The organism is Lacticaseibacillus zeae DSM 20178 = KCTC 3804 (assembly GCF_000260435.1).
Taxonomy (GTDB): domain Bacteria; phylum Bacillota; class Bacilli; order Lactobacillales; family Lactobacillaceae; genus Lacticaseibacillus; species Lacticaseibacillus zeae.
In genome coordinates, this window is record NZ_BACQ01000007.1 from 96,605 (window position 1) to 115,309 (window position 18,705).

General features: G+C 47.9%; 24 protein-coding genes. 19 read left to right on the forward strand and 5 right to left on the reverse strand.

Translation table 11 applies throughout. The features are described from left to right. Nucleotides 1-174: 174 nt before the first annotated feature. Together GSO_RS01135 and GSO_RS01140 are read right to left on the reverse strand one after the other, a co-directional pair. Nucleotides 175-489: a hypothetical protein gene (locus tag GSO_RS01135; protein WP_010488042.1), complete on the reverse strand. Its 315-nt coding sequence runs from the start codon at nucleotides 487-489 to the stop codon at nucleotides 175-177. Nucleotides 490-613: 124 nt separating this feature from the next. Further along, entirely contained in the window at nucleotides 614-805 is a 192-nt protein-coding gene (locus tag GSO_RS01140) for a hypothetical protein (RefSeq protein WP_010488043.1), read from the reverse strand. 241 nt (nucleotides 806-1,046) lie between these two features. Between GSO_RS01140 and GSO_RS01145 the strand changes: the two genes are divergently transcribed. The 12 genes from GSO_RS01145 (at nucleotide 1,047) to GSO_RS01205 (ending at nucleotide 10,181) form a co-directional block, all read left to right on the forward strand. Next, nucleotides 1,047-1,388 carry a putative DNA-binding protein gene (locus GSO_RS01145; RefSeq protein ID WP_010488044.1) on the forward strand — a complete coding sequence of 114 codons (342 nt, stop codon included), beginning with the start codon at nucleotides 1,047-1,049 and terminating at the stop codon, nucleotides 1,386-1,388. 12 nt (nucleotides 1,389-1,400) lie between these two features. Then, nucleotides 1,401-2,837, forward strand: coding sequence for a signal recognition particle protein (gene ffh / locus GSO_RS01150; protein ID WP_010488046.1), 1,437 nt, complete (start codon nucleotides 1,401-1,403; stop codon nucleotides 2,835-2,837). Between the two features lie 95 nt (nucleotides 2,838-2,932). Then, nucleotides 2,933-3,208 (forward strand): 30S ribosomal protein S16, encoded by a 276-nt coding sequence (rpsP, locus tag GSO_RS01155; protein WP_010488047.1) that lies wholly within the window; start codon nucleotides 2,933-2,935, stop codon nucleotides 3,206-3,208. Between the two features lie 12 nt (nucleotides 3,209-3,220). Then, nucleotides 3,221-3,475, forward strand: a complete 255-nt coding sequence (locus GSO_RS01160; protein ID WP_010488048.1) for a KH domain-containing protein — start codon at nucleotides 3,221-3,223, stop codon at nucleotides 3,473-3,475. Nucleotides 3,476-3,544: 69 nt separating this feature from the next. Beyond that, nucleotides 3,545-4,063 carry a ribosome maturation factor RimM gene (rimM, locus tag GSO_RS01165; protein WP_010488049.1) on the forward strand — a complete coding sequence of 173 codons (519 nt, stop codon included), beginning with the start codon at nucleotides 3,545-3,547 and terminating at the stop codon, nucleotides 4,061-4,063. Continuing rightward, complete coding sequence (gene trmD / locus GSO_RS15380; RefSeq protein ID WP_010488050.1) at nucleotides 4,053-4,841, forward strand: tRNA (guanosine(37)-N1)-methyltransferase TrmD; 789 nt, start codon at nucleotides 4,053-4,055, stop codon at nucleotides 4,839-4,841. Before rimM ends, trmD begins: the two co-directional genes overlap by 11 nt. A gap of 199 nt (nucleotides 4,842-5,040) precedes the next feature. Further along, the gene (gene rplS / locus GSO_RS01175) at nucleotides 5,041-5,388 is read left to right on the forward strand and encodes a 50S ribosomal protein L19 (RefSeq protein WP_010488055.1); all 348 of its coding nucleotides are present in this window, start codon (nucleotides 5,041-5,043) and stop codon (nucleotides 5,386-5,388) included. Between the two features lie 311 nt (nucleotides 5,389-5,699). Further along, nucleotides 5,700-5,876: a hypothetical protein gene (locus tag GSO_RS18040; RefSeq protein WP_010488057.1), complete on the forward strand. Its 177-nt coding sequence runs from the start codon at nucleotides 5,700-5,702 to the stop codon at nucleotides 5,874-5,876. A 31-nt stretch (nucleotides 5,877-5,907) separates the two neighbouring features. Beyond that, nucleotides 5,908-6,153 carry a DUF896 domain-containing protein gene (locus tag GSO_RS01190; protein ID WP_010488059.1) on the forward strand — a complete coding sequence of 82 codons (246 nt, stop codon included), beginning with the start codon at nucleotides 5,908-5,910 and terminating at the stop codon, nucleotides 6,151-6,153. A gap of 60 nt (nucleotides 6,154-6,213) precedes the next feature. Further along, nucleotides 6,214-6,435, forward strand: a complete 222-nt coding sequence (locus GSO_RS01195) for a YneF family protein (protein WP_010488061.1) — start codon at nucleotides 6,214-6,216, stop codon at nucleotides 6,433-6,435. Between the two features lie 190 nt (nucleotides 6,436-6,625). After that, on the forward strand, nucleotides 6,626-8,383 hold the full coding sequence (locus GSO_RS01200) for an ABC transporter ATP-binding protein (protein WP_010488063.1): 1,758 nt from the start codon (nucleotides 6,626-6,628) through the stop codon (nucleotides 8,381-8,383). Beyond that, on the forward strand, nucleotides 8,373-10,181 hold the full coding sequence (locus tag GSO_RS01205; protein WP_010488065.1) for an ABC transporter ATP-binding protein: 1,809 nt from the start codon (nucleotides 8,373-8,375) through the stop codon (nucleotides 10,179-10,181). The genes GSO_RS01200 and GSO_RS01205 overlap by 11 nt, the downstream gene beginning before the upstream one ends. Before the next feature lie 83 nt (nucleotides 10,182-10,264). On the opposite strand, the gene GSO_RS01210 is transcribed toward GSO_RS01205, so the two are convergent. The 3 genes from GSO_RS01210 to GSO_RS01220 form a co-directional block, all read right to left on the reverse strand. Continuing rightward, nucleotides 10,265-11,047, reverse strand: coding sequence for a DUF1003 domain-containing protein (locus tag GSO_RS01210; RefSeq protein WP_010488067.1), 783 nt, complete (start codon nucleotides 11,045-11,047; stop codon nucleotides 10,265-10,267). A gap of 38 nt (nucleotides 11,048-11,085) precedes the next feature. Then, complete coding sequence (locus tag GSO_RS01215) at nucleotides 11,086-12,480, reverse strand: amino acid permease (RefSeq protein WP_010488069.1); 1,395 nt, start codon at nucleotides 12,478-12,480, stop codon at nucleotides 11,086-11,088. A 139-nt stretch (nucleotides 12,481-12,619) separates the two neighbouring features. After that, nucleotides 12,620-13,270, reverse strand: coding sequence for a lysophospholipid acyltransferase family protein (locus GSO_RS01220; protein ID WP_010488071.1), 651 nt, complete (start codon nucleotides 13,268-13,270; stop codon nucleotides 12,620-12,622). An 82-nt stretch (nucleotides 13,271-13,352) separates the two neighbouring features. Between GSO_RS01220 and GSO_RS01225 the strand changes: the two genes are divergently transcribed. The 7 genes from GSO_RS01225 to uppS form a co-directional block, all read left to right on the forward strand. Next, entirely contained in the window at nucleotides 13,353-14,087 is a 735-nt protein-coding gene (locus GSO_RS01225; RefSeq protein WP_029345491.1) for a tRNA1(Val) (adenine(37)-N6)-methyltransferase, read from the forward strand. Further along, complete coding sequence (locus GSO_RS01230; RefSeq protein ID WP_010488075.1) at nucleotides 14,077-14,361, forward strand: GIY-YIG nuclease family protein; 285 nt, start codon at nucleotides 14,077-14,079, stop codon at nucleotides 14,359-14,361. The genes GSO_RS01225 and GSO_RS01230 overlap by 11 nt, the downstream gene beginning before the upstream one ends. Nucleotides 14,362-14,498: 137 nt before the next feature. After that, a complete protein-coding gene (gene rpsB, locus GSO_RS01235; RefSeq protein ID WP_010488078.1) occupies nucleotides 14,499-15,287 on the forward strand; it encodes a 30S ribosomal protein S2 in 789 nt (262 codons plus the stop codon). An 84-nt stretch (nucleotides 15,288-15,371) separates the two neighbouring features. After that, nucleotides 15,372-16,253, forward strand: a complete 882-nt coding sequence (gene tsf / locus GSO_RS01240) for a translation elongation factor Ts (protein WP_010488079.1) — start codon at nucleotides 15,372-15,374, stop codon at nucleotides 16,251-16,253. Nucleotides 16,254-16,485: 232 nt separating this feature from the next. Beyond that, nucleotides 16,486-17,205, forward strand: a complete 720-nt coding sequence (gene pyrH / locus GSO_RS01245) for a UMP kinase (protein WP_010488080.1) — start codon at nucleotides 16,486-16,488, stop codon at nucleotides 17,203-17,205. Continuing rightward, nucleotides 17,205-17,762 (forward strand): ribosome recycling factor, encoded by a 558-nt coding sequence (gene frr, locus GSO_RS01250; protein WP_010488081.1) that lies wholly within the window; start codon nucleotides 17,205-17,207, stop codon nucleotides 17,760-17,762. Before pyrH ends, frr begins: the two co-directional genes overlap by 1 nt. 456 nt (nucleotides 17,763-18,218) lie before the next feature. After that, nucleotides 18,219-18,705 (forward strand): polyprenyl diphosphate synthase (gene uppS, locus GSO_RS01255; protein WP_010488082.1); only part of this gene is annotated, 487 nt, incomplete at its 3' end.

Genomic DNA, 18,705 nt, shown 5'->3' on the forward strand with positions numbered 1-18,705 from the left:
TGTTCGTTCAAGTGCAACGCTTTTTTATATGAGCGTGAGCCGGCGCGCTTAGGAGTCGGAGTGTAAGTGGCCTTGGGCGTGATGGCGAACTTTGCCATTGCGACCGAGGTCCTTACACGCAGACTCCTGCTCCGGCGAACGCGTCAAGGTGCGTCAATCCGGCGCGTTGATGATTTAGGCTGTCTGGACTTTCTTTTCCCGGCCAAAAATGACTTGTAAGATAACCAAGACAAGGTAGCCGATTAGCAGGTAAGTGAACCATGCGGATGGTTGGACTTTACTTGCAAACCAGTATTGTTGCCATGCGGTATTACTCATGATCCACGCAAATAGCCAGCCTAAAAGACCGAAGATGGTGTTGATAATAGCAAAGAACCATAAATTGCCGTTTTCATGGTTGCTCAGGTAAACACATGAGAAAACCAAACTCCACAATCCCCAAGCAGCAAGGACAGCAAACACGGCCCAGTAAATAAAGGTTGCGACCATATTCTTCCCTCCAATTTTTCACATGTTCAGTGTACCACGAAATGAGGCAAAACCGGAAATGTGAATCCGCTTTCGTCGATCCGTCCTGTTAGAGAACAGACAATGTGCGAATGTAGCTCTATATCTACACAAGTTGGACATATTCTTTAATCAACGTCACTTTATCTTGGTCGCTACGATGATACACCAGCTCTTGCGCTAGTGCGATCGCCAGAAAGTGATAGTCGTTCTCATCAAGCAGATGGATAGTAGCGTCAACTAAATCATCAGTAGTTTTAAAACCAGCTGCTGTCATTTTTAGGTCCGTTTTTGGCATGTGAAATCTTGTCCTTTCCTAAATGACGATAAGGCGGTTGTAACCGATTACATTTTAAATGCTTAATGAACGCTCGTCTAGCTTGCCGTTTTTTATAAACGTGATGGACCGTGAGATGCGCTGACTATTTTCCGGTGACAATTGACCATTTCTAACGATACCGGTATCCTTATACAAGGACCATGTTCAAGCGGCCGGAGAACTGATGTACCGGCAATCATGGGATTAAGGGAATGACATGATGGAAATCGAAAAAAATTATCGCATGAACTCATTGTTTGAGTTTTATGGCCCGTTATTAACGGATAAACAACATGCGTATTTGGCTTTGTATTACGGTGATGATTATTCGCTGGGTGAAATTGCGACTGAATTTAACGTGTCGCGCCAGGCGGTTTACGACAATATTCGGCGAACCGAAGCTAGCTTGGAAGAATATGAAAAGAAGCTGCATCTTTTTGCCAACTACCAAGCGCAAAATGAGGCAGTGGATGCACTTGTGGGGTATGTCCGCACCCATTACCCGGACGACAAGGCTTTGAGCACATTATTAGAACGAGTCGCGGATCAAACCGCGAAATAGCAGGGGGATACTATGGCATTTGAAGGATTATCGGAACGGTTACAAAAAGCCTTTAGCGGATTACGGCGTAAAGGTAAGGTCAGTGAAAGCGACGTTCGCGAAGCCATGCGAGAGATTCGGCTGGCGCTGCTGGAAGCCGATGTCAATTTTGATGTGGTTAAGACCTTCATCAAAAACGTTCGCACTAAAGCAGTCGGCACAGAAGTACTCGAAAGCCTGACCCCCGCCCAACAAATCATTAAGATTGTCAATGACGAGTTAGTCAAAACCATGGGCGAGGCAGCGGTGCCGCTGAACAAGGCGCCGCATATTCCAACTGTCATTATGATGGCCGGGTTGCAAGGGGCCGGGAAAACTACAACGGTCGGTAAGCTGGCCAAGTATTTGATGGACAACGAGAAGGCGCGGCCTTTGCTGATCGCGGCCGACGTTTATCGACCGGCAGCGATTGATCAGCTGCAAACCATCGGCAAGCAGCTGAATGTGCCGGTATTTGAGATGGGCACCGATACCGATCCGGTTGAAATTGTGCGGCAAGGCTTGGCCACCGCCAAAGAAAACAAGAACGATTACGTCCTCATTGATACGGCTGGCCGCTTGCAGATTGATGAAAAGCTCATGAACGAGCTTAAGAATATCAAAGCACTGGCGCATCCGAATGATATTTTACTGGTCGTGGATGCCATGACCGGTCAAGCGGCAGTTGATGTTGCCAAAGGCTTCAACGAACAGCTGGATATTACCGGCGTTGTTTTGACGAAGTTGGATGGCGATACCCGTGGTGGGGCAGCGCTTTCGATTCGGGCGGTCACCGGCAAGCCGATCAAGTTCATCGGTCAAGGCGAAAAGATGGACGCCTTGGATGTCTTTTATCCGGACCGGATGGCCAATCGGATTCTTGGCATGGGTGACATGCTGACGCTGATTGACAAAGCCCAAAAGAACTATGATGAAAAGCAAGCTCAGGAAGTCGCTGAAAAGATCCGTGAGAATTCGTTTGATTTTAACGATTTTCTCGATCAGATGGACCAAATTAGCAAAATGGGGCCGCTTGAGGACATCATGAAGATGATTCCCGGGATGGCGAATAATAAGGCGTTGGCAAATGTCAAAATGGACCCTAAGGACATTGCCCACATGAAGGCCATTGTTTATTCGATGACCCCGCAAGAACGGGAAAATCCGGATTTGTTGAATCCGAGTCGGCGGCGGCGGATCGCCGGTGGTTCCGGACGGCCGGTTGTTGAAGTCAATCGCATGATTAAACAGTTCAACCAAAGTAAACAAATGATGAACCAGATGAGCAAAGGCAATATGAAAGGCCTTGACGGGCTCATGGGTGGCGGTGTTTCCGGCAAGCTAGGAAAAATGGCGATGAACTCCATGGTTCGTAAGCAAAAGCGCAATAAGAAGAAGCGGCTTAAAAAGGCCAAGCGATTCCATTCATAAGCCGAACAATTTTTCGTGTAAAGAAAAAAGGCTTTACAGCTTAAATTTTTTTTGCTATGCTATCAAGGTTGATAAATGAGCAGGAGGTGGACTTAGTGGCAGTTAAAATTCGTTTAAAGCGGATGGGTTCAAAGCGTAAGCCTTTCTACCGGATCGTTGTAGCAGACTCACGCTCGCCGCGTGACGGTCGTTTCATCGAAGCCGTGGGCTATTACAACCCGTTGACTAATCCAGTCGATTTAAAGTTAAATGAAGAAGATATTTTGCATTGGCTTCAAAAAGGCGCACAACCTTCAGATACTGTACGTAACTTGCTTGGCAGCAAGGGCATCATGCAGAAGTATCATGAAGCGCGCTTTGCTAAGAAATAAAGGCGGTCTTAAATGGTGGATATCGGTAGTTTGATCAAAGCCATTGTTACCCCGCTGGTTACCAAGCCAGAAGCCGTAAAGGTGACGGCGCATGAAACAGGCGAGTATATGGCCTTTGATCTGGCTGTTGCGCCTGAAGATGTCGGCCGCGTGATCGGCAAACAGGGCCGGGTTGCCCAGGCAATCCGAACCATTGTATACAGTGTTAAAAGCCCGTACTATAAGCGGGTGCGGCTCAATATTTTGGATGCGCCGCATACAAAATAAAAAGGCTGGCGCATACCGCGTCGGTCTTTTTATTTTGACATGACTGGTGGAGACATAAGGAGGAAATGTATGCCCGAGTATTATGATATTGGCACGATTGTGAATACCCATGGCATCCGCGGTGAAGTTCGCGTACTTGTGACGACAGATTTTCCGGAACAGCGGTTTCAGGTGGGGAAGACGGTCTATGTTGCGACTTCGCCCAAAACGGCGCTGACGATTCAATCGGTTCGCGAACATAAAGGCCTCACAATGCTGACGTTTAAAGGCTATACGGATATTAACCAGGTTTTACCGTTCAAAGGGAAAAAACTGCAGGTCACGGATGCTGCCTTACAGCCGCTTGAAGCCGGTAGCTATTATTATAAAGATATTATCGGCTTGACGGTGATTGATGAGCATGGTCAGACACTCGGCAAAGTCAGTGAGATTCTCAGCCCCGGTCCTAATGATGTCTGGGTAATTCCCCGCGCCGGTAAAAGTGAGATTTTGTTGCCGTTTTTAAAGTCTGTGGTACAGTCGATTGATCTGGAACGCAAGGAAGCGCACGTCATCGTGCCGGAAGGGTTGATTGACGATGCAGATTGATGTTTTAAGCTTGTTTCCAAATATGTTTGAGCCATTGCGCGAAAGCATGATCGGGAAGGCGCTTGAACGCCACTTGCTTAACTTTGATGTGGTTGATTATCGCAGTTATAGCCATGACAAACACCATCACGTTGATGACACGCCTTATGGTGGCGGTGCTGGTATGTTGCTCAAGCCGGAACCGCTGTTTGAGGCTATGGATGGGGTCAATCAACGCCATCCGGGGCCAAAACGGGTTATTTTGATGGATCCGGCAGGCAAAAAGTTCGACCAACAAGCCGCGCGGGAACTCTCGCAAGAACGCCACCTGGTCTTCATTTGTGGGCATTACGAAGGCTATGACGAGCGGATTCGGACACTGGTCACCGATGAATATTCCCTTGGCGACTATGTCCTAACCGGTGGCGAACTGCCGGCAATGGTCATGATTGATGCGATTGTCCGGCTTTTGCCTGGCGTTTTGGGTAATGACGAAAGTGCCCACACTGACAGCTTTGAAAATGGCCTCCTCGAGTACCCGCAATACACCCGCCCGCCTGAATATCGCGGTATGCAGGTGCCAGAAGTGCTTCAAAATGGCAACCATCAGCTGATTGCCCGTTGGCGGTTAAAGGAAAGTCTGCGCCGAACCTATCTGCGGCGGCCGGATTTGCTTGAGCGGGTCGAACTTGATGATGCTGCCAAAAAACTGTTACGCGAGGTTAAAACAGAAGAGGCCACAAAAGCAGCAGAAAGACGATTGAACGCTTTCGAACAGAACAAAGAGGATACCGATTAAGCATAAAGCGCGAAATGATAGGACGTTTTTGGCGGAATCTGTATTGTTGTGTCGGTGCATAGTGGCTGCCAATCTTGTAAAGAATTTTATCTTTACACGCATCACCGGACATGCTAAACTTATTGATTGTGATACGTCACATATCAACGGCATTCCGCTGTTCGGGATGATTATGAATGTCGGCAAAGGAGAAAGACCAATGAACCCATTGATTCAAGAAATTACCAAGAAACAGTTACGCGACGATATTCCTGACTTCCGTGCAGGTGATAACGTCCGCGTCCACGCCAAGATCGTTGAAGGCGAACGCGAACGTATTCAGCTCTTTGAAGGCGTTGTAATCAAACGCCGCGGTGTTGGCATTTCCGCTACCTACACTGTTCGTAAAATCTCAAACGGTGTCGGTGTGGAACGGACATTCCCATTACACTCCCCACGGGTCGAAAAGATTGAAGTCACCCGTCACGGCCAAGTTCGTCGGGCAAAACTCTACTACCTACGCGCACTCCGCGGCAAAGCAGCACGTATCCGCGAAAAGCGTCGTTAATCTTGGAAAAGGCCGGAAACGGTCTTTTTTTGTTTGAGCGCGAGCCAGCCCGGTTAGAAACCGGAGTGTAAGTGGCCTTGGTCGTGATGGCTGGGCTTTGGCCATTGCGACCAAGGTCCTTACATGCAGGTTTCTGGGCTGGCGAGCGCGTTATGGAAGTTGACGGGGATTCCCAAAATGGCTGGGCTTTGGCCATTTTGGGCTAGAGGTCCTTACACGCAGACTTCTGCGCCAGTGAACGCGCTATGGGAGTTAACGGGGATTCTAGCTCACGCCACCACCGCGCCACGACAGACTCGAGGTGAAGGCTCATGAACGATCAGTTGATTTATGTTGTCTACTACGCGGACCGCTTGGCACCTATCGAGTTGCTCAAAGCCTTCTCTTCTCGGCGCCGTGCCGCAGAATATGTTGCGATGTTACAAAATGCGCCGTATCCTGATCATGAAGCCGCAAATTATCACTACCACGCGGTTCAACTAAATTAAGTGATGCTAGTAAAACTTAGGGGGCAACATGATGGCACAACAACCACAAGAACGACTGGATCGGATCAATGAATTAGCCAAGAAAGATCGCAGCGTAGGGTTGACACCTGAGGAAAAAATCGAACGTCAACAGCTACGTGAAGCTTATTTAAAAGATTTTCGTGCCGGTTTACGCGATCAAATCGAGCACACGCAGGTTTTTGATAAAAAAGGACATGAAATAACCAGCAAGAAAGTCCAAAAAATTCAGCGCGAACATGGTTGGCGAAAAGATTAGTCTTTTCAACAACAAAGCGCTTTAGTACAATGAGAAATGAAACTTGAAGGAGGCCGCACATTGCTAATCACAATACTTGTGGGGATCATTGCGTTACTGGTCGGCTTAGCAGGCGGGTTCTTCGGCGCACGGGCATATATGAAAAAGTATTTTCAAGACAATCCGCCTGTGAACGAAGACATGCTGCGCACCATGATGATGCAAATGGGGCAAAAGCCATCTGCTAAGAAACTGAACCAAATGATGGCGCAAATGAAACAAGCCCAACGTAATGCTAAGTAATTGCTAAGAAAACGCGGTGACAGAGATCTTTTCTGTCATCGCGTTTTCGCGTCCTAACGATGTTTGTGCTATCATGAGAGAATATTCATAACTAACGGCGCTTATGAGAAAACATAAGTCATTTATTTCATAAAGCAAAAAGCCTGTTTCTGAACGCGCGAATCAGGCTGGCAATTTAAGGAGCATGGTTGTGGGAATTTTTAGAAAATTAGGGTGGTATTTCAAACAGGAGTGGCGGCGTTACCTGTTAGGTGTGACTTTTTTACTATTAGTCGCGTTGGTTAATTTAATTCCGCCAAAGGTCATCGGCGATCTGGTTGACGCGATGAGTAAATCACGGCTGACAGGCAATTATCTTGCCCTTATGCTGGGGCTGCTGCTGTTCTCCGGGATTGCGCAATATCTCTTCCGTTATGGGTGGCGTAATGCAATCTGGGGCGGTGCCGCCAAGTTGGAGCGCACGTTGCGGACCCGTTTATTTTGGCATTTTATGAAAATGGACGCGACTTTTTATCAAAAACATCGCACTGGGGATTTGATGGCACATGCTACCAATGATTTAAACGCGGTGCAAAACGTGGCTGGTGCCGGAATTTTGACCTTATTTGATTCGTTCATTACCGGAGGCACGACCATTATCGCGATGATTTTGGTCGTTGATTGGCGCCTGACGATTGTGGCGATTTTGCCGATGCCTCTGCTTGCGGTGATGGCGCGTAAGTTAGGCACCAGACTGCATGCGGCGTTTTCCGAGTCGCAGGCGGCATTTTCGCGGTTGAATGATAAAACGCAGGAAAGTGTTAGCGGCATCAAAGTGATCAAGACATTTGGCCAGGAAGCAGAGGATACCGCCGACTTTAACCGGATTGTCGATCGAACCGTGCAGATTAATCGCCGGGTTAATTTTATTGATGCATTATTTGATCCGACGACTAGTCTGATTATGGGGCTTACTTATGTCATTACGATCATTTACGGCGGCTGGCAAGTGGTGCACGGGCAAATTTCAATTGGCCAGTTAGTTTCATTTGTGACCTATGTTTCGGCGTTAGTCTGGCCTATGTTTGCGATTGGCCGCCTGTTTAACATTCTTGAACGTGGGAATGCCAGCTATGATCGGGTCAACGAACTGCTTCAGGAACGCTCGACAATTCTCGAAGCCAAAGACGCGATTACCACGCCAGCGCATGGTAATATCCGGTATCAGATCAACAAGTTTAGTTATCCCAACGATCAGCAGGTGGCCTTGAGTCGGGTCCATTTTACTTTGTTGGAAGGCAACACGCTCGGGATTGTCGGGAAGGTCGGCGCCGGCAAGAGTACGATTTTCAAACTTCTGTTGCGTGAATTCGATAATTACGATGGGTTCATTGAATTCGGCGGTCATAACATCAAAGATTATTCGCTGGATGCCTTGCTTGATTCGATCGGCTATGTCCCGCAGGATAATTTTCTGTTTTCAACCACGGTCACGGACAACATTCGCTTCTCTGCCTTTGAAAAGGGCCAGCAGGACGTGGAAAATGCTGCCAGGGAAAGTGCGGTGCATGATGATATCAGAAAATTCACGGCGGGTTATGAAACGTTAGTCGGCGAAAAAGGCGTCAGCTTATCTGGCGGACAGAAACAACGCTTGGCCATCGCCCGGGCAGTGATCAATGCGCCTGAATTGTTGATCCTGGATGATGCCTTGTCAGCAGTGGATGCGAAAACCGAAGAAGAAATTCTGACCAACATGAAACGTGATCGCGCCCATAAAACAACGATCATTGCCGCTCACCGTTTGAGTTCGGTGATGCACGCCGACGAAATCATTGTGCTCGAAAACGGTCAGGTCATTGAGCGTGGCACCCATGCACAATTATTGGCTAAGCATGGTTGGTATGCCGAAATGTGGGCAAAGCAGGAAATGGAAGCTGCGGAAGAAGGTGACGTACGTGGCAAGTAAGGGTTATGAAAGTGCATGGTCTAAAAGTATCCCGGTGCGGCAACAGATTAAAATTATGCGTCGGCTCATGGGGTTTACCCGACCGTATAAGCGCCAATTCATCGGTGCGATTGTTGCTGCGGCGTTATTGGCAGGCATGAACGTCTTGCTGCCTAAGATTCTGCAGATTTTTATGGATCGGTATTTGGCGAATCAAAGTGCAACCGTCAAGATCTTGCTGTTGTTTGCGGTTTTATATGCATTTGGCACCTTGGTCAAAGCCGTCTTTCAGTTCTTCCAGACCTTTTTATTCAACATGGGCGCTGAACGCGGACTTGAAGATGCACGGCGGCAGTTGTTTGCCAAACTGCACACACTTGGCATGCGGTATTTTGATCAGACACCGGCTGGCTCGATTGTCTCGCGGGTCACGAATGATACCATGACCTTTTCTGATTTCTGGAACGTTATTTTGGCGGTCATTGTCGGTTTGTTCTCGGTCATCAGTAGCTTTGCTGTCATGTTTGCGGCTAATCCTAAAATTGCCTTGTTGGTGGCGGCGTTCTTACCTATTTTGCTAGTGGTCGTCTGGTATTACAGCACATACAGTTCCAAAGTTTATCGGCACATGCGCGAAAAGCTTTCCGAGTTGAATACCCAGCTAAATGAGTCGATTGAAGGCATCAGCATTATTCAGCAATTTCGGCAGGAGAATCGGATCAGCCGTGAGTTTGAGGCAACTAATCAGGAATACCTGGATGCTCGTAAGGCCATGATTCGAGTGAACTCCTTGCTGCTGTCGTCTGTGATCAACTTGTTATATTCATTCGCATTGATTGCGGTTTTGTGGACGTTCGGGCTGATTTCCATGCATAGTTACGTCGAAGCAGGTTTGGTATACGCATTCACCACGTATACTGCCAATTTCTTCAATCCGATGGTGAACATGATGGATAATCTCTCGTTTCTACAAGACGGGGTGGTTGCCGGCAGCCGAATTTTCCGGATTTTGGACAGCAAAGAATACGCGCCTGCACAGCACCCTAATGCCCATGCGGTGATTCAGCAAGGGAAAATCGAATTCCGTCACGTTAGTTTTGCTTATGATGGTAAGCACGATATTCTGCATGATATCAGTTTTGTCGCCAACCCCGGTGAGACGGTGGCATTAGTCGGGCATACCGGATCGGGTAAAAGTTCGATTATCAATGTCATGATGCGCTTTTACGAGTTTGGCAAAGGGCAGATTTTGATTGATGATGTCGACATTCGTGATTACCCGATGGAAGAATTGCGGAAGAAGTTAGGTTTGGTACTGCAGGATTCCTTCATGTTTTATGGGGATATCAGTAGCAATATTCGCTTGTTCAATGATCAGATTACGGATCAGCAGGTTCAGCAAGCGGCAGAATTCGTTCAGGCGGATCGCTTCATCAACAAATTACCGGATCGTTATCATGCCAAGGTTATTGAAGGCGGGAGCGAGTTTTCTAGCGGCGAACGGCAGCTCATTTCATTCGCCCGCACGGTTGTGACGAATCCCAAGATTCTCGTTTTGGATGAGGCAACTGCGAATATCGACACGGAGACCGAGTCAGTGATTCAGGAGGGCTTGCGGCGTATTCGGCAGGGACGGACAACGATCGCCATTGCCCATCGCCTTTCGACTATTCAGGATGCCAACCTTATTTTGGTGCTGAATGCCGGGCGAATTGTCGAACGTGGGACGCATGAATCCTTATTGGCTAAACATGGTCGCTATTATGAAATGTATCATCTGCAAGTCGGTGACAGTGGAGCTGAATCCACTGATAAATGATGGTTATCCGAAAATTTGGTGTAAAAAAGAACATCCGCTGCTTGGTGAGTGGGCATCACATGCCACGCCAAACAGGGGATGTTTTATTTTTTTGATTTTTCCGCGTGCACAGCCTTGTCGGTTTCATCCTGACTGGCTTTAAGTAGTTCAAGCTGTTGCCGGGTTTCCGTCAACTGGTTGACCATTTCGCCCATAACCTCAACTGTCAGGCGCTGACTTTCAAATAAGTTCGGGTTATCATCGGCAATGATGTGATCCAATTTGGAATGAAGTAAGCGAATCTCTTCTTCCGACTTAAGGTTAACATGATAGTCATTCTTGGCTTCAAGTCGATCATACTCAGCCGCGCGGTTCTGGCTCATCATGATTAATGGCGCTTGCAACGCTGCTACCATACTCAAAAAGAGGTTTAATAAAATGAACGGGAACGGATCAAACTTGTGACCAAAGATGCCCACGGTGTTGAGAATCATCCACACGATCATGAAACCGGAGAAGATGATGATAAACGGCCATGAGCCGGCATACTTGGCAACGGCATCCGCAATTCGTTCGCCGACTGTGATCGTCGACTCCATTTTGTCGTAAACATCGGTCAGTTGGAAATCGTCTTTGACCAACGCTTGCGACATTTTGCGGTTGATCTTTTCATGTGCCCGTTCATCTTGGCGTTGTTGGCGTCGCATCCGTTCAAGCCGATAATTTAATAAATGCGAATTGCAGATAAAACTGTTCTTAGTGGCCTTGGGATAATCATTTTTGATGATATTGACAAGTTTGGTTTCCAGATCACTTAAGAAAAGCCCATCACTGATGGCATACACTTGACCATCAACAAGGCAGGTTGCTGTTTGTTTATTGACCAATATTATTTTCCTCTCTTAAGTAAATATGATGTTGATTGTTACCTGATTTTTGCTTCGGAAACGTGCCCGTGTCTGATGCCATAGCTGAAATAAATGACCAAGCCAAACGCAAACCACGCGAGACTCATAAGCCAGGTTTCAACACTTAATTGGGTCATGAGCAACAGGCAAAAGAGAAACGACACGATTGGCGTCACTGGGTAACCAGGGACGTGAAAGCCGTCGTTAGTGATGGCTTTATGTCGCCGTAACGGGATGATGCCGATGGACACAAACGCGAATGCAATCAGCGTGCCGATGTTAACAAGGTTGACCAGCTGGTTTAGCGGCACCAGCCCGCCCATGATCGCGATAATCGCGACCACTGTCCAGAGGGCATTTTCCGGTAGATGTCCGCTAATATGACCGAACCAACGGGGAAGCAAGCCATCACGGCCAATAGCATAAATCAATCGGGATGAGCTGTAAATCATCGTGACCATCATGGTGAACATACCTGCCAGTGCACCCACCGAAATGAAACCACCGAGACCGCGTAAATGAACCGCACCGAGCGCAAACGCAACCGGATCAGCTACGTCCAGTTTGGTAAATGGCACCATCCCTGTCAAGACAATGGCGACTAAAACATATAAGATCGTGGCGATGATCAAGGTACCGATAATCCCCCGAGGCAAGGTGCGTTGAGGCTGCTTTACTTCAGGAGCTGAGGCCGACACTGCGTCAAAGCCAAGGTAGGCAAAGAAAACCATGGCGGCCCCGGCGAGAACACCTTTGGCACCAAATGGCAGGTAAGGATGCCAATTCGCCGGCTGAACGTAAAAGAAACCGACGATCACAAAAATAAGAATGATAAGCAATTTAACTAAAACCATGAGTCGATTGATCGCCATCGAAGACTGCATGCCACGCGAAAGCATAATGCCGATTAACAAAACGACAAGAACGGCGATCAGATTGACATAAGTACCGTGGCTAGGTGAGAACGGTCCGGCAATCGCTGCGGGCAGATGGATATGAAAACCGGTCAGCAAACTGGCAAAGTAGGCAGAAAAACTAGTCGAAACCGCGGCAACCGCCAACATGTATTCAAGAATCAAAGCCCAACCAATGATCCAACCAAAAACCTGACCGAAAACAATATTGCCATACGCATAAGCCGAACCCGCCACCGGCAAGGCCGAGGCAAATTCCGCATAACACATGGCAGCCAATGAACACACAACCGCCGCCAAAATGAACGCAATCGTGATTGCCGGGCCGCTAGTTGTCGCGGCAACGGTACCAGGCAAAATAAAAATCCCAGTACCGATAACGGCACCAATGCCCAATGCAATCAAATCCCGTGTCGTCAAACTCCGTGTCAGTAAATCATCAGCTTTAAGTGCAGCCGCCAAATCCGGCTTGCGGGTCATTCTTTTCCAAAGATTCATGAAAAGCTCACTTTCTGCGCATGAGAGCGCGTTATCGCGTTATGGTGTATGAACGTTCACCGTCTTCTGCATCAAGAGTACAAAACGAGAAGCCATTTAACACAAGCCCATCCAACGAAAAAGGTTCGACAAGCGAACCTCAAACGTCACCATGTTCTTTTTCTTCCAGGTATTTCTTCTTATCAGGAATGTACTTATAATCCGGATTGATCGCGTGATCTAACGCCGCAAACTTTTCTTGCAACTGATCGCTAAACATTGCAAGCGCTTCGTCAGTCAGCCGGCCTTTTGGAGGCTCAACCGGTGATCCGAAACGAATTATTGCAGGTTTACGTTTAAACAATGACCAAAAAGTTCCCGGGCCTTGATAGACAGCCGGTACAATCGGTGCTTTTGCCAACTTGGCAATCAGAATCGCACCACCTTTCATATCCGCAGAGTAACGCGAGCCGGTAGGAAAAATCATTAGCGCCTTATTTTCCTGCTTTAAAGCACGAACCGGAACCTTGATGGCACTGGGACCGGGATGCGCGCGGTCAACCGGGAAAGCCCCAACTTTAACAAGTAACCAGCGCAACAGGGGATTTTTAAATAATTCGCTTTTTGCCATAAATGAAAAATGGTGCGGCCAAGCGGCAAGTGCGAGGAAAACCGGGTCGAGCCAGGAGCGGTGAGGCGCAACCAGAACAAATGGCCCGTCAGGCAATTGTTGCTTATCCTGAGCCTTTACGTGTCCATTAATGAGCCAGAGTAAACCGGCTACGACATAACGCAGAAAACTATAAAACATGGCTTATTCTTCCTTCATGGTTAAACTTTTGTGGTAAATTATACCATTGTAAACCAGCTTTCGGAGGAAAAAGGTGTTGGAGATGGCATTATTGCCAGGTGAACGGGTCGACGTGCTGGCCAGTCGCAACATTAAAATCATACAAAGTGCCGCAGTTTTCTCGTTTTCATTAGATGCGGTTTTACTGGCCGATTTTGCGCAAATCAAGCGGCACAGCCGAGTAGTCGATTTAGCAGCTGGCAATGGTGCGGTCGGACTTTTTTTGGCGCGCGAAACAGATGGCCAGGTGACCATGGTTGAGTTGCAACCGCGGTTGGCAGATATGGCGCGTCGCAGTGTCGAATTGAATCATTTAAAAAATGTTGATGTGCACGTGGGTGATTTAGCACAGACAACGCAGGTGGTCGCAAAGGATTCTGTTGATGTTGTGACATGCAATCCTCCCTATTTTAAAGTGAATGACCAAAGTATCACCAACCCGAATGATCACCTTGCTTTGGCGCGGCATGAATTGACCACTGACTTTGCTACCGTGGCAAAAGTCAGCGCTGATTTGTTAAAGTATCAAGGCAAAGCCTACTTTGTTCACCGCCCTGAACGCTTGGCAGAATTGTTAGCAACTTTGACTGCGGCCGGTTTGGCGCCTAAGCAGTTGCAATTTATTCATCCGCGCGAGGATCGGGAGGCGAACATGGCTTTGATTGCCGCCATCAAAGCCGGACGACCGGATGGCTTGCGAATCATGCCGCCACTGATTGTGCATGAGGCAGATGGTAGCTATACGCCAGTCGTCAGGAGGTTGTTGCATGGTGAGTAAGTATTATTACTTTTATGTACTCTTATGCGCCGATGGAACCTTCTATGGCGGCTTTACTGATGATGTTGAAGCGCGATTAGCCACGCACAATGCCGGTAAGGGTGCGAAGTATACGGCATCACGGCGACCGGTTCGGTTGTTGTACCAGGAAGCATTTCCCGAAAAGCACGAAGCACTGTCGGCAGAATGGCATTTTAAACATCAAAGTCGCCACAAAAAAGAGCAATTTTTAACCACGCATCATGTCAAGTGGCAGGGCTTGTCAAAGTCGTGAAAAGTCTGTATACTTTATCGAGTGCGGTATGCACAAACCACATTGACTGACTGATCGTGAGTGGGGTGCTTCCTTTGAAGTCCACCTGCGAGCTGACGTTGTCAAGAGGAATAAAACCATAATGGAGGAACAAACACATGGCAGTATTAAGCATGAAACAGCTTCTTGAAGCTGGTGTACATTTCGGGCATCAAACCCGTCGTTGGAATCCTAAGATGAAGCCGTATATCTTTACGGAAAGAAACGGCATCTACATCATCGATCTGCAAAAGACCGTTAAGATGATTGACGATGCTTATAATTTCGTTAAGGAAGAAGCACAAAACGGCGGTGTCTTCTTGTTCGTTGGAACAAAGAAGCAGGCACAAGATGCCATTGCTGAAGAAGCAACCCGCGCTGGTCAATACTACGTCAATCACCGTTGGCTCGGTGGTACGCTGACCAACTGGAACACGATTCAAACCCGGATCAAGCGGCTTAAAGACATCAAGAAGATGGCTACGGATGGCACTTTTGATGTCCTTCCTAAGAAAGAAGTTTCACTTCTGAAGAAGCAACAAGAAAAGCTTGAAAAATTCCTTGGCGGTATCGAAGACATGCCGCGGATTCCGGATGTCTTGTTCATTGTTGACCCACGCAAGGAAAAGATTGCGGTTCAGGAAGCACAAAAGCTGAACATTCCGATCGTTGCGATGGTTGATACAAACACCGATCCTGACGATATTGATGTCATCATTCCTTCTAACGATGACGCGATTCGTGCCGTTCGTCTGATTACTTCCAAGATGGCTGATGCGATCATTGAAGGCAACCAGGGTGAAGACCAAGGCGACGACCAGGATCAGCAACCAGCTGCCGATAAGAAGGCTGACTCCATGGAAGATATCGTGGAAGCCGTTGAAGGCGACAACAAAAGCGCTAACTAATTAATTAAACATTAAGCTGTCTGAGGGTTTCGCATACTGCAAGATCTGCAGGCAGCTTTTTTACAATCAAGGAGGATCAGATCCATGGCTCAAATTACTGCTGCACAAGTTAAAGAATTACGTGACCGCACCCAGGTTGGGATGATGGATGCCAAGAAGGCATTGGTCGCAGCTGACGGCGATATGGATAAGGCAATTGATGTCTTGCGTGAAAAAGGGTTGGCAAAAGCGGCTAAGAAGAGCGGCAACATTGCAGCTGAAGGTTTGGCAGAAATTGCCATTAACGGTAACACCGCTGCGATTGTTGAAGTGAACTCGGAAACCGATTTTGTGGCTTCGAATGATCAGTTTAAGGACTATGTCAACAAGGTAGCAGCGGCGATTGCTGCTAACAAGCCGGCTGATCTTGACGCTGCCAAGGCGACTAAGATGAGTGATGGTCAGACAATCGATGAAGGTGCTATTGCCTTGACCGCGGTTATTGGCGAAAAGATCAGTTTGCGGCGTTTCCAGATCGTTACCAAGACAGACAATGAACATTTTGGTGCCTACTTGCATAACGGTGGCCAAATTGCTGCTTTGACGGTTCTGGATGGTGCCGATGACGACACTGCCAAAGATGTCGCAATGCATGTTGCTGCGATCAATCCTGAATATCTGGACCGCAGCAAGGTGCCAGCTGATGAATTGAAGCATCAGACAGATATTTTCACTGAAGAGACCAAGAACGAAGGCAAGCCAGAAAAGATTGTCCCTCGTATCGTTGAAGGCCGGGTTAACAAGTGGTTGAGCGAGATTTCATTGGTTGACCAGGAATTTGTTAAGGATCCGGACCAAACCGTTGCCAAGTACGTTGCTGATAAGGGTGGCACCGTCAAGGGTTACGTTCGTTATGAAGTCGGCGAAGGTATTGAAAAGAAACAAGAAAACTTTGCTGATGAGGTCATGGACCAAATCAAGGGTTAATGACCAATGACCCAACAAAAGGGGACTGTCGACGAGGCAGGGCCCCTTTTCTATGGCAAAATGAAGGCGTCACGTTTTGGGCAAGGAAAAATTGATTGTCAGCGGGCGTCATGAATTTTCGGCCATCCAGTTGAATAGCTGGTAAAACAAGGCGGTTGTCTGCAGCTTCTTGCCGCAGAAATGCCGCGACTATGGTAAAATAGTGCCAGCAACCAACGGAGGGATAAGATACATGGTCAAATATAATCGGATCGTTTTAAAAATCAGCGGGGAAGCGCTGGCAGGAGAGGCTGGTTTTGGGATTAAGCCACCCGTCATTGCAACGATCGCTGAACAAATCAAGCAGGTGCATGAACTGGGTGTGCAAATCGCCATTGTTTGTGGCGGCGGTAATATCTGGCGCGGCGAAACCGGTGCCGAAATGGGCATGGAACGCGCGCAAGCCGATTACATGGGCATGTTAGCCACCGTCATGAATGCACTGGCTTTGCAGGATAATCTGGAAAGCCAAGGTGTCCCGACTCGGGTACAAACGTCTATCGAGATGCGCCAGATCGCGGAGCCTTACATTCGACGCAAGGCTATTCGCCACTTGGAAAAGGGCCGTGTGGTGATCTTCGCTGGCGGTACCGGCAACCCGTACTTCAGCACAGACACAACAGCAGCGTTACGTGCTGCCGAAATTGGTGCTGATGTCATTTTAATGGCGAAGAACAATGTCGATGGGGTTTACTCCGCTGATCCTAATAAAGATACCCATGCCGTGAAGTACGAAAGTCTCACGCACATGGACATCATCAATAAGGATCTAAAGGTCATGGACTCAACGGCCAGCACGTTGTCAATGGATAATGACATCGACTTAGTTGTCTTTAACTTAAACGAGCCCGGTAATATCAAACGGGTTGTGGAAGGCCAAAAGATCGGCACCACAATCGAAGGGAGAAGCTAATGGCAAATCAAATTATCGAACAAGCAAAAACCAATATGGGCAAAACCGAAGAATCACTGCAACGCGAACTGGGCAATATTCGCGCGGGTCGCGCCAACGCCAGTTTACTTAATCAGATTACGGTGGAATATTATGGTGCGCCGACGCCGCTGAACCAGATGGCAGCCATCACTGTTCCCGAAGCGCGAGTTTTACAAATCAGTCCTTATGACAAATCTGCGCTGAAAAACATTGAGACGGCCATTAATGCCAGTGATCTGGGCATTAATCCGGCTAACGATGGCGACGTGATTCGTCTGGTGATTCCGCAACTCACAGGCGAGCGCCGGAAGGAAATTGCTAAAGAAGTCGGTAAATTTTCCGAAAATGCCAAAATTGCAGTGCGTAATATCCGTCGTGAAGGACTTGACAAGCTGAAGCGTCAGGAAAAAGACGGGGATATCACCGAAGATGAATTGCATCGGCTTGAAAAGGACATGCAAAAAGTCACGGATGAAGCAACCAAGCGCATTGATGATATTGCCGCAGCTAAGGAAAAAGAAATTACCGAAGTTTGAGATCACTGAAGCTTAATGGTTGTGGGCAAACCTCAGAGGGAATCTGAGGTTTTTGTTTTTTTGTGTTGTAAGGACCTTGATCGCAATGGCGCAAAGCTTTGGACTACCGGGGTTGAGTGGTGGACTATTGGCCGATGCTGCATGGAAACGCGCTCACTGGCGCAGAAGTCTGCGTGTAAGGACCTTGGTTGCAATGGTTCAAGGCTTTTCACTTTCAACTGCCGGTATTGAGTGAAGCACTGTTCGCCGATACTGCACGGAAACGCGCTCCCCGGCGCAGAAGCCTACATGTAAGGACCTCTAGCTCAAATGCCCAAAGCCCAGCCATTTGAGCTAGAGGCCACTTACACTCCGGCTTCTAACCGCGCCGGCTCGCGCTCTTGTCTTTTTTCTGCTACAATCGTTTAAGACATTTGGTGCTTGAGGGTACCATGGACGTTGTGAGGAGGCGCCAGTTTGGCCACAGCCAAAGGTTCTAAAGTAAAGCTTGATCTTTCACGTATTCCTGCGCATATTGCGATTATTATGGACGGTAATGGCCGGTGGGCGAAGCGGCGGTTTTTGCCGCGGGTTGCCGGGCATAAGCAGGGCATGCAAAATGTTAAAACCATTACCAAAGCGGCGAGTCGCCTTGGCGTTAAGGTTTTGACTTTGTATGCTTTTTCGACCGAAAATTGGAAGCGGCCTGGTTCTGAGGTCAATTACTTAATGCGTTTGCCAGTCGATTTCTTTAATGACTTCATGCCAGATTTAATTAAGGAAAATGTTAAAGTTGAAGTTATGGGTGAATTGACCGACTTGCCTGAACCGACACGCCAAGCGAGTGAAAAAGCAATGGCGGATACGGCTAATAATACCGGAATGATCCTCAACTTTGCTTTAAACTATGGCGGTCGAGATGAATTGGTGCATGCCGCCCAAAAATTAGCCAAACAGGTTCAGG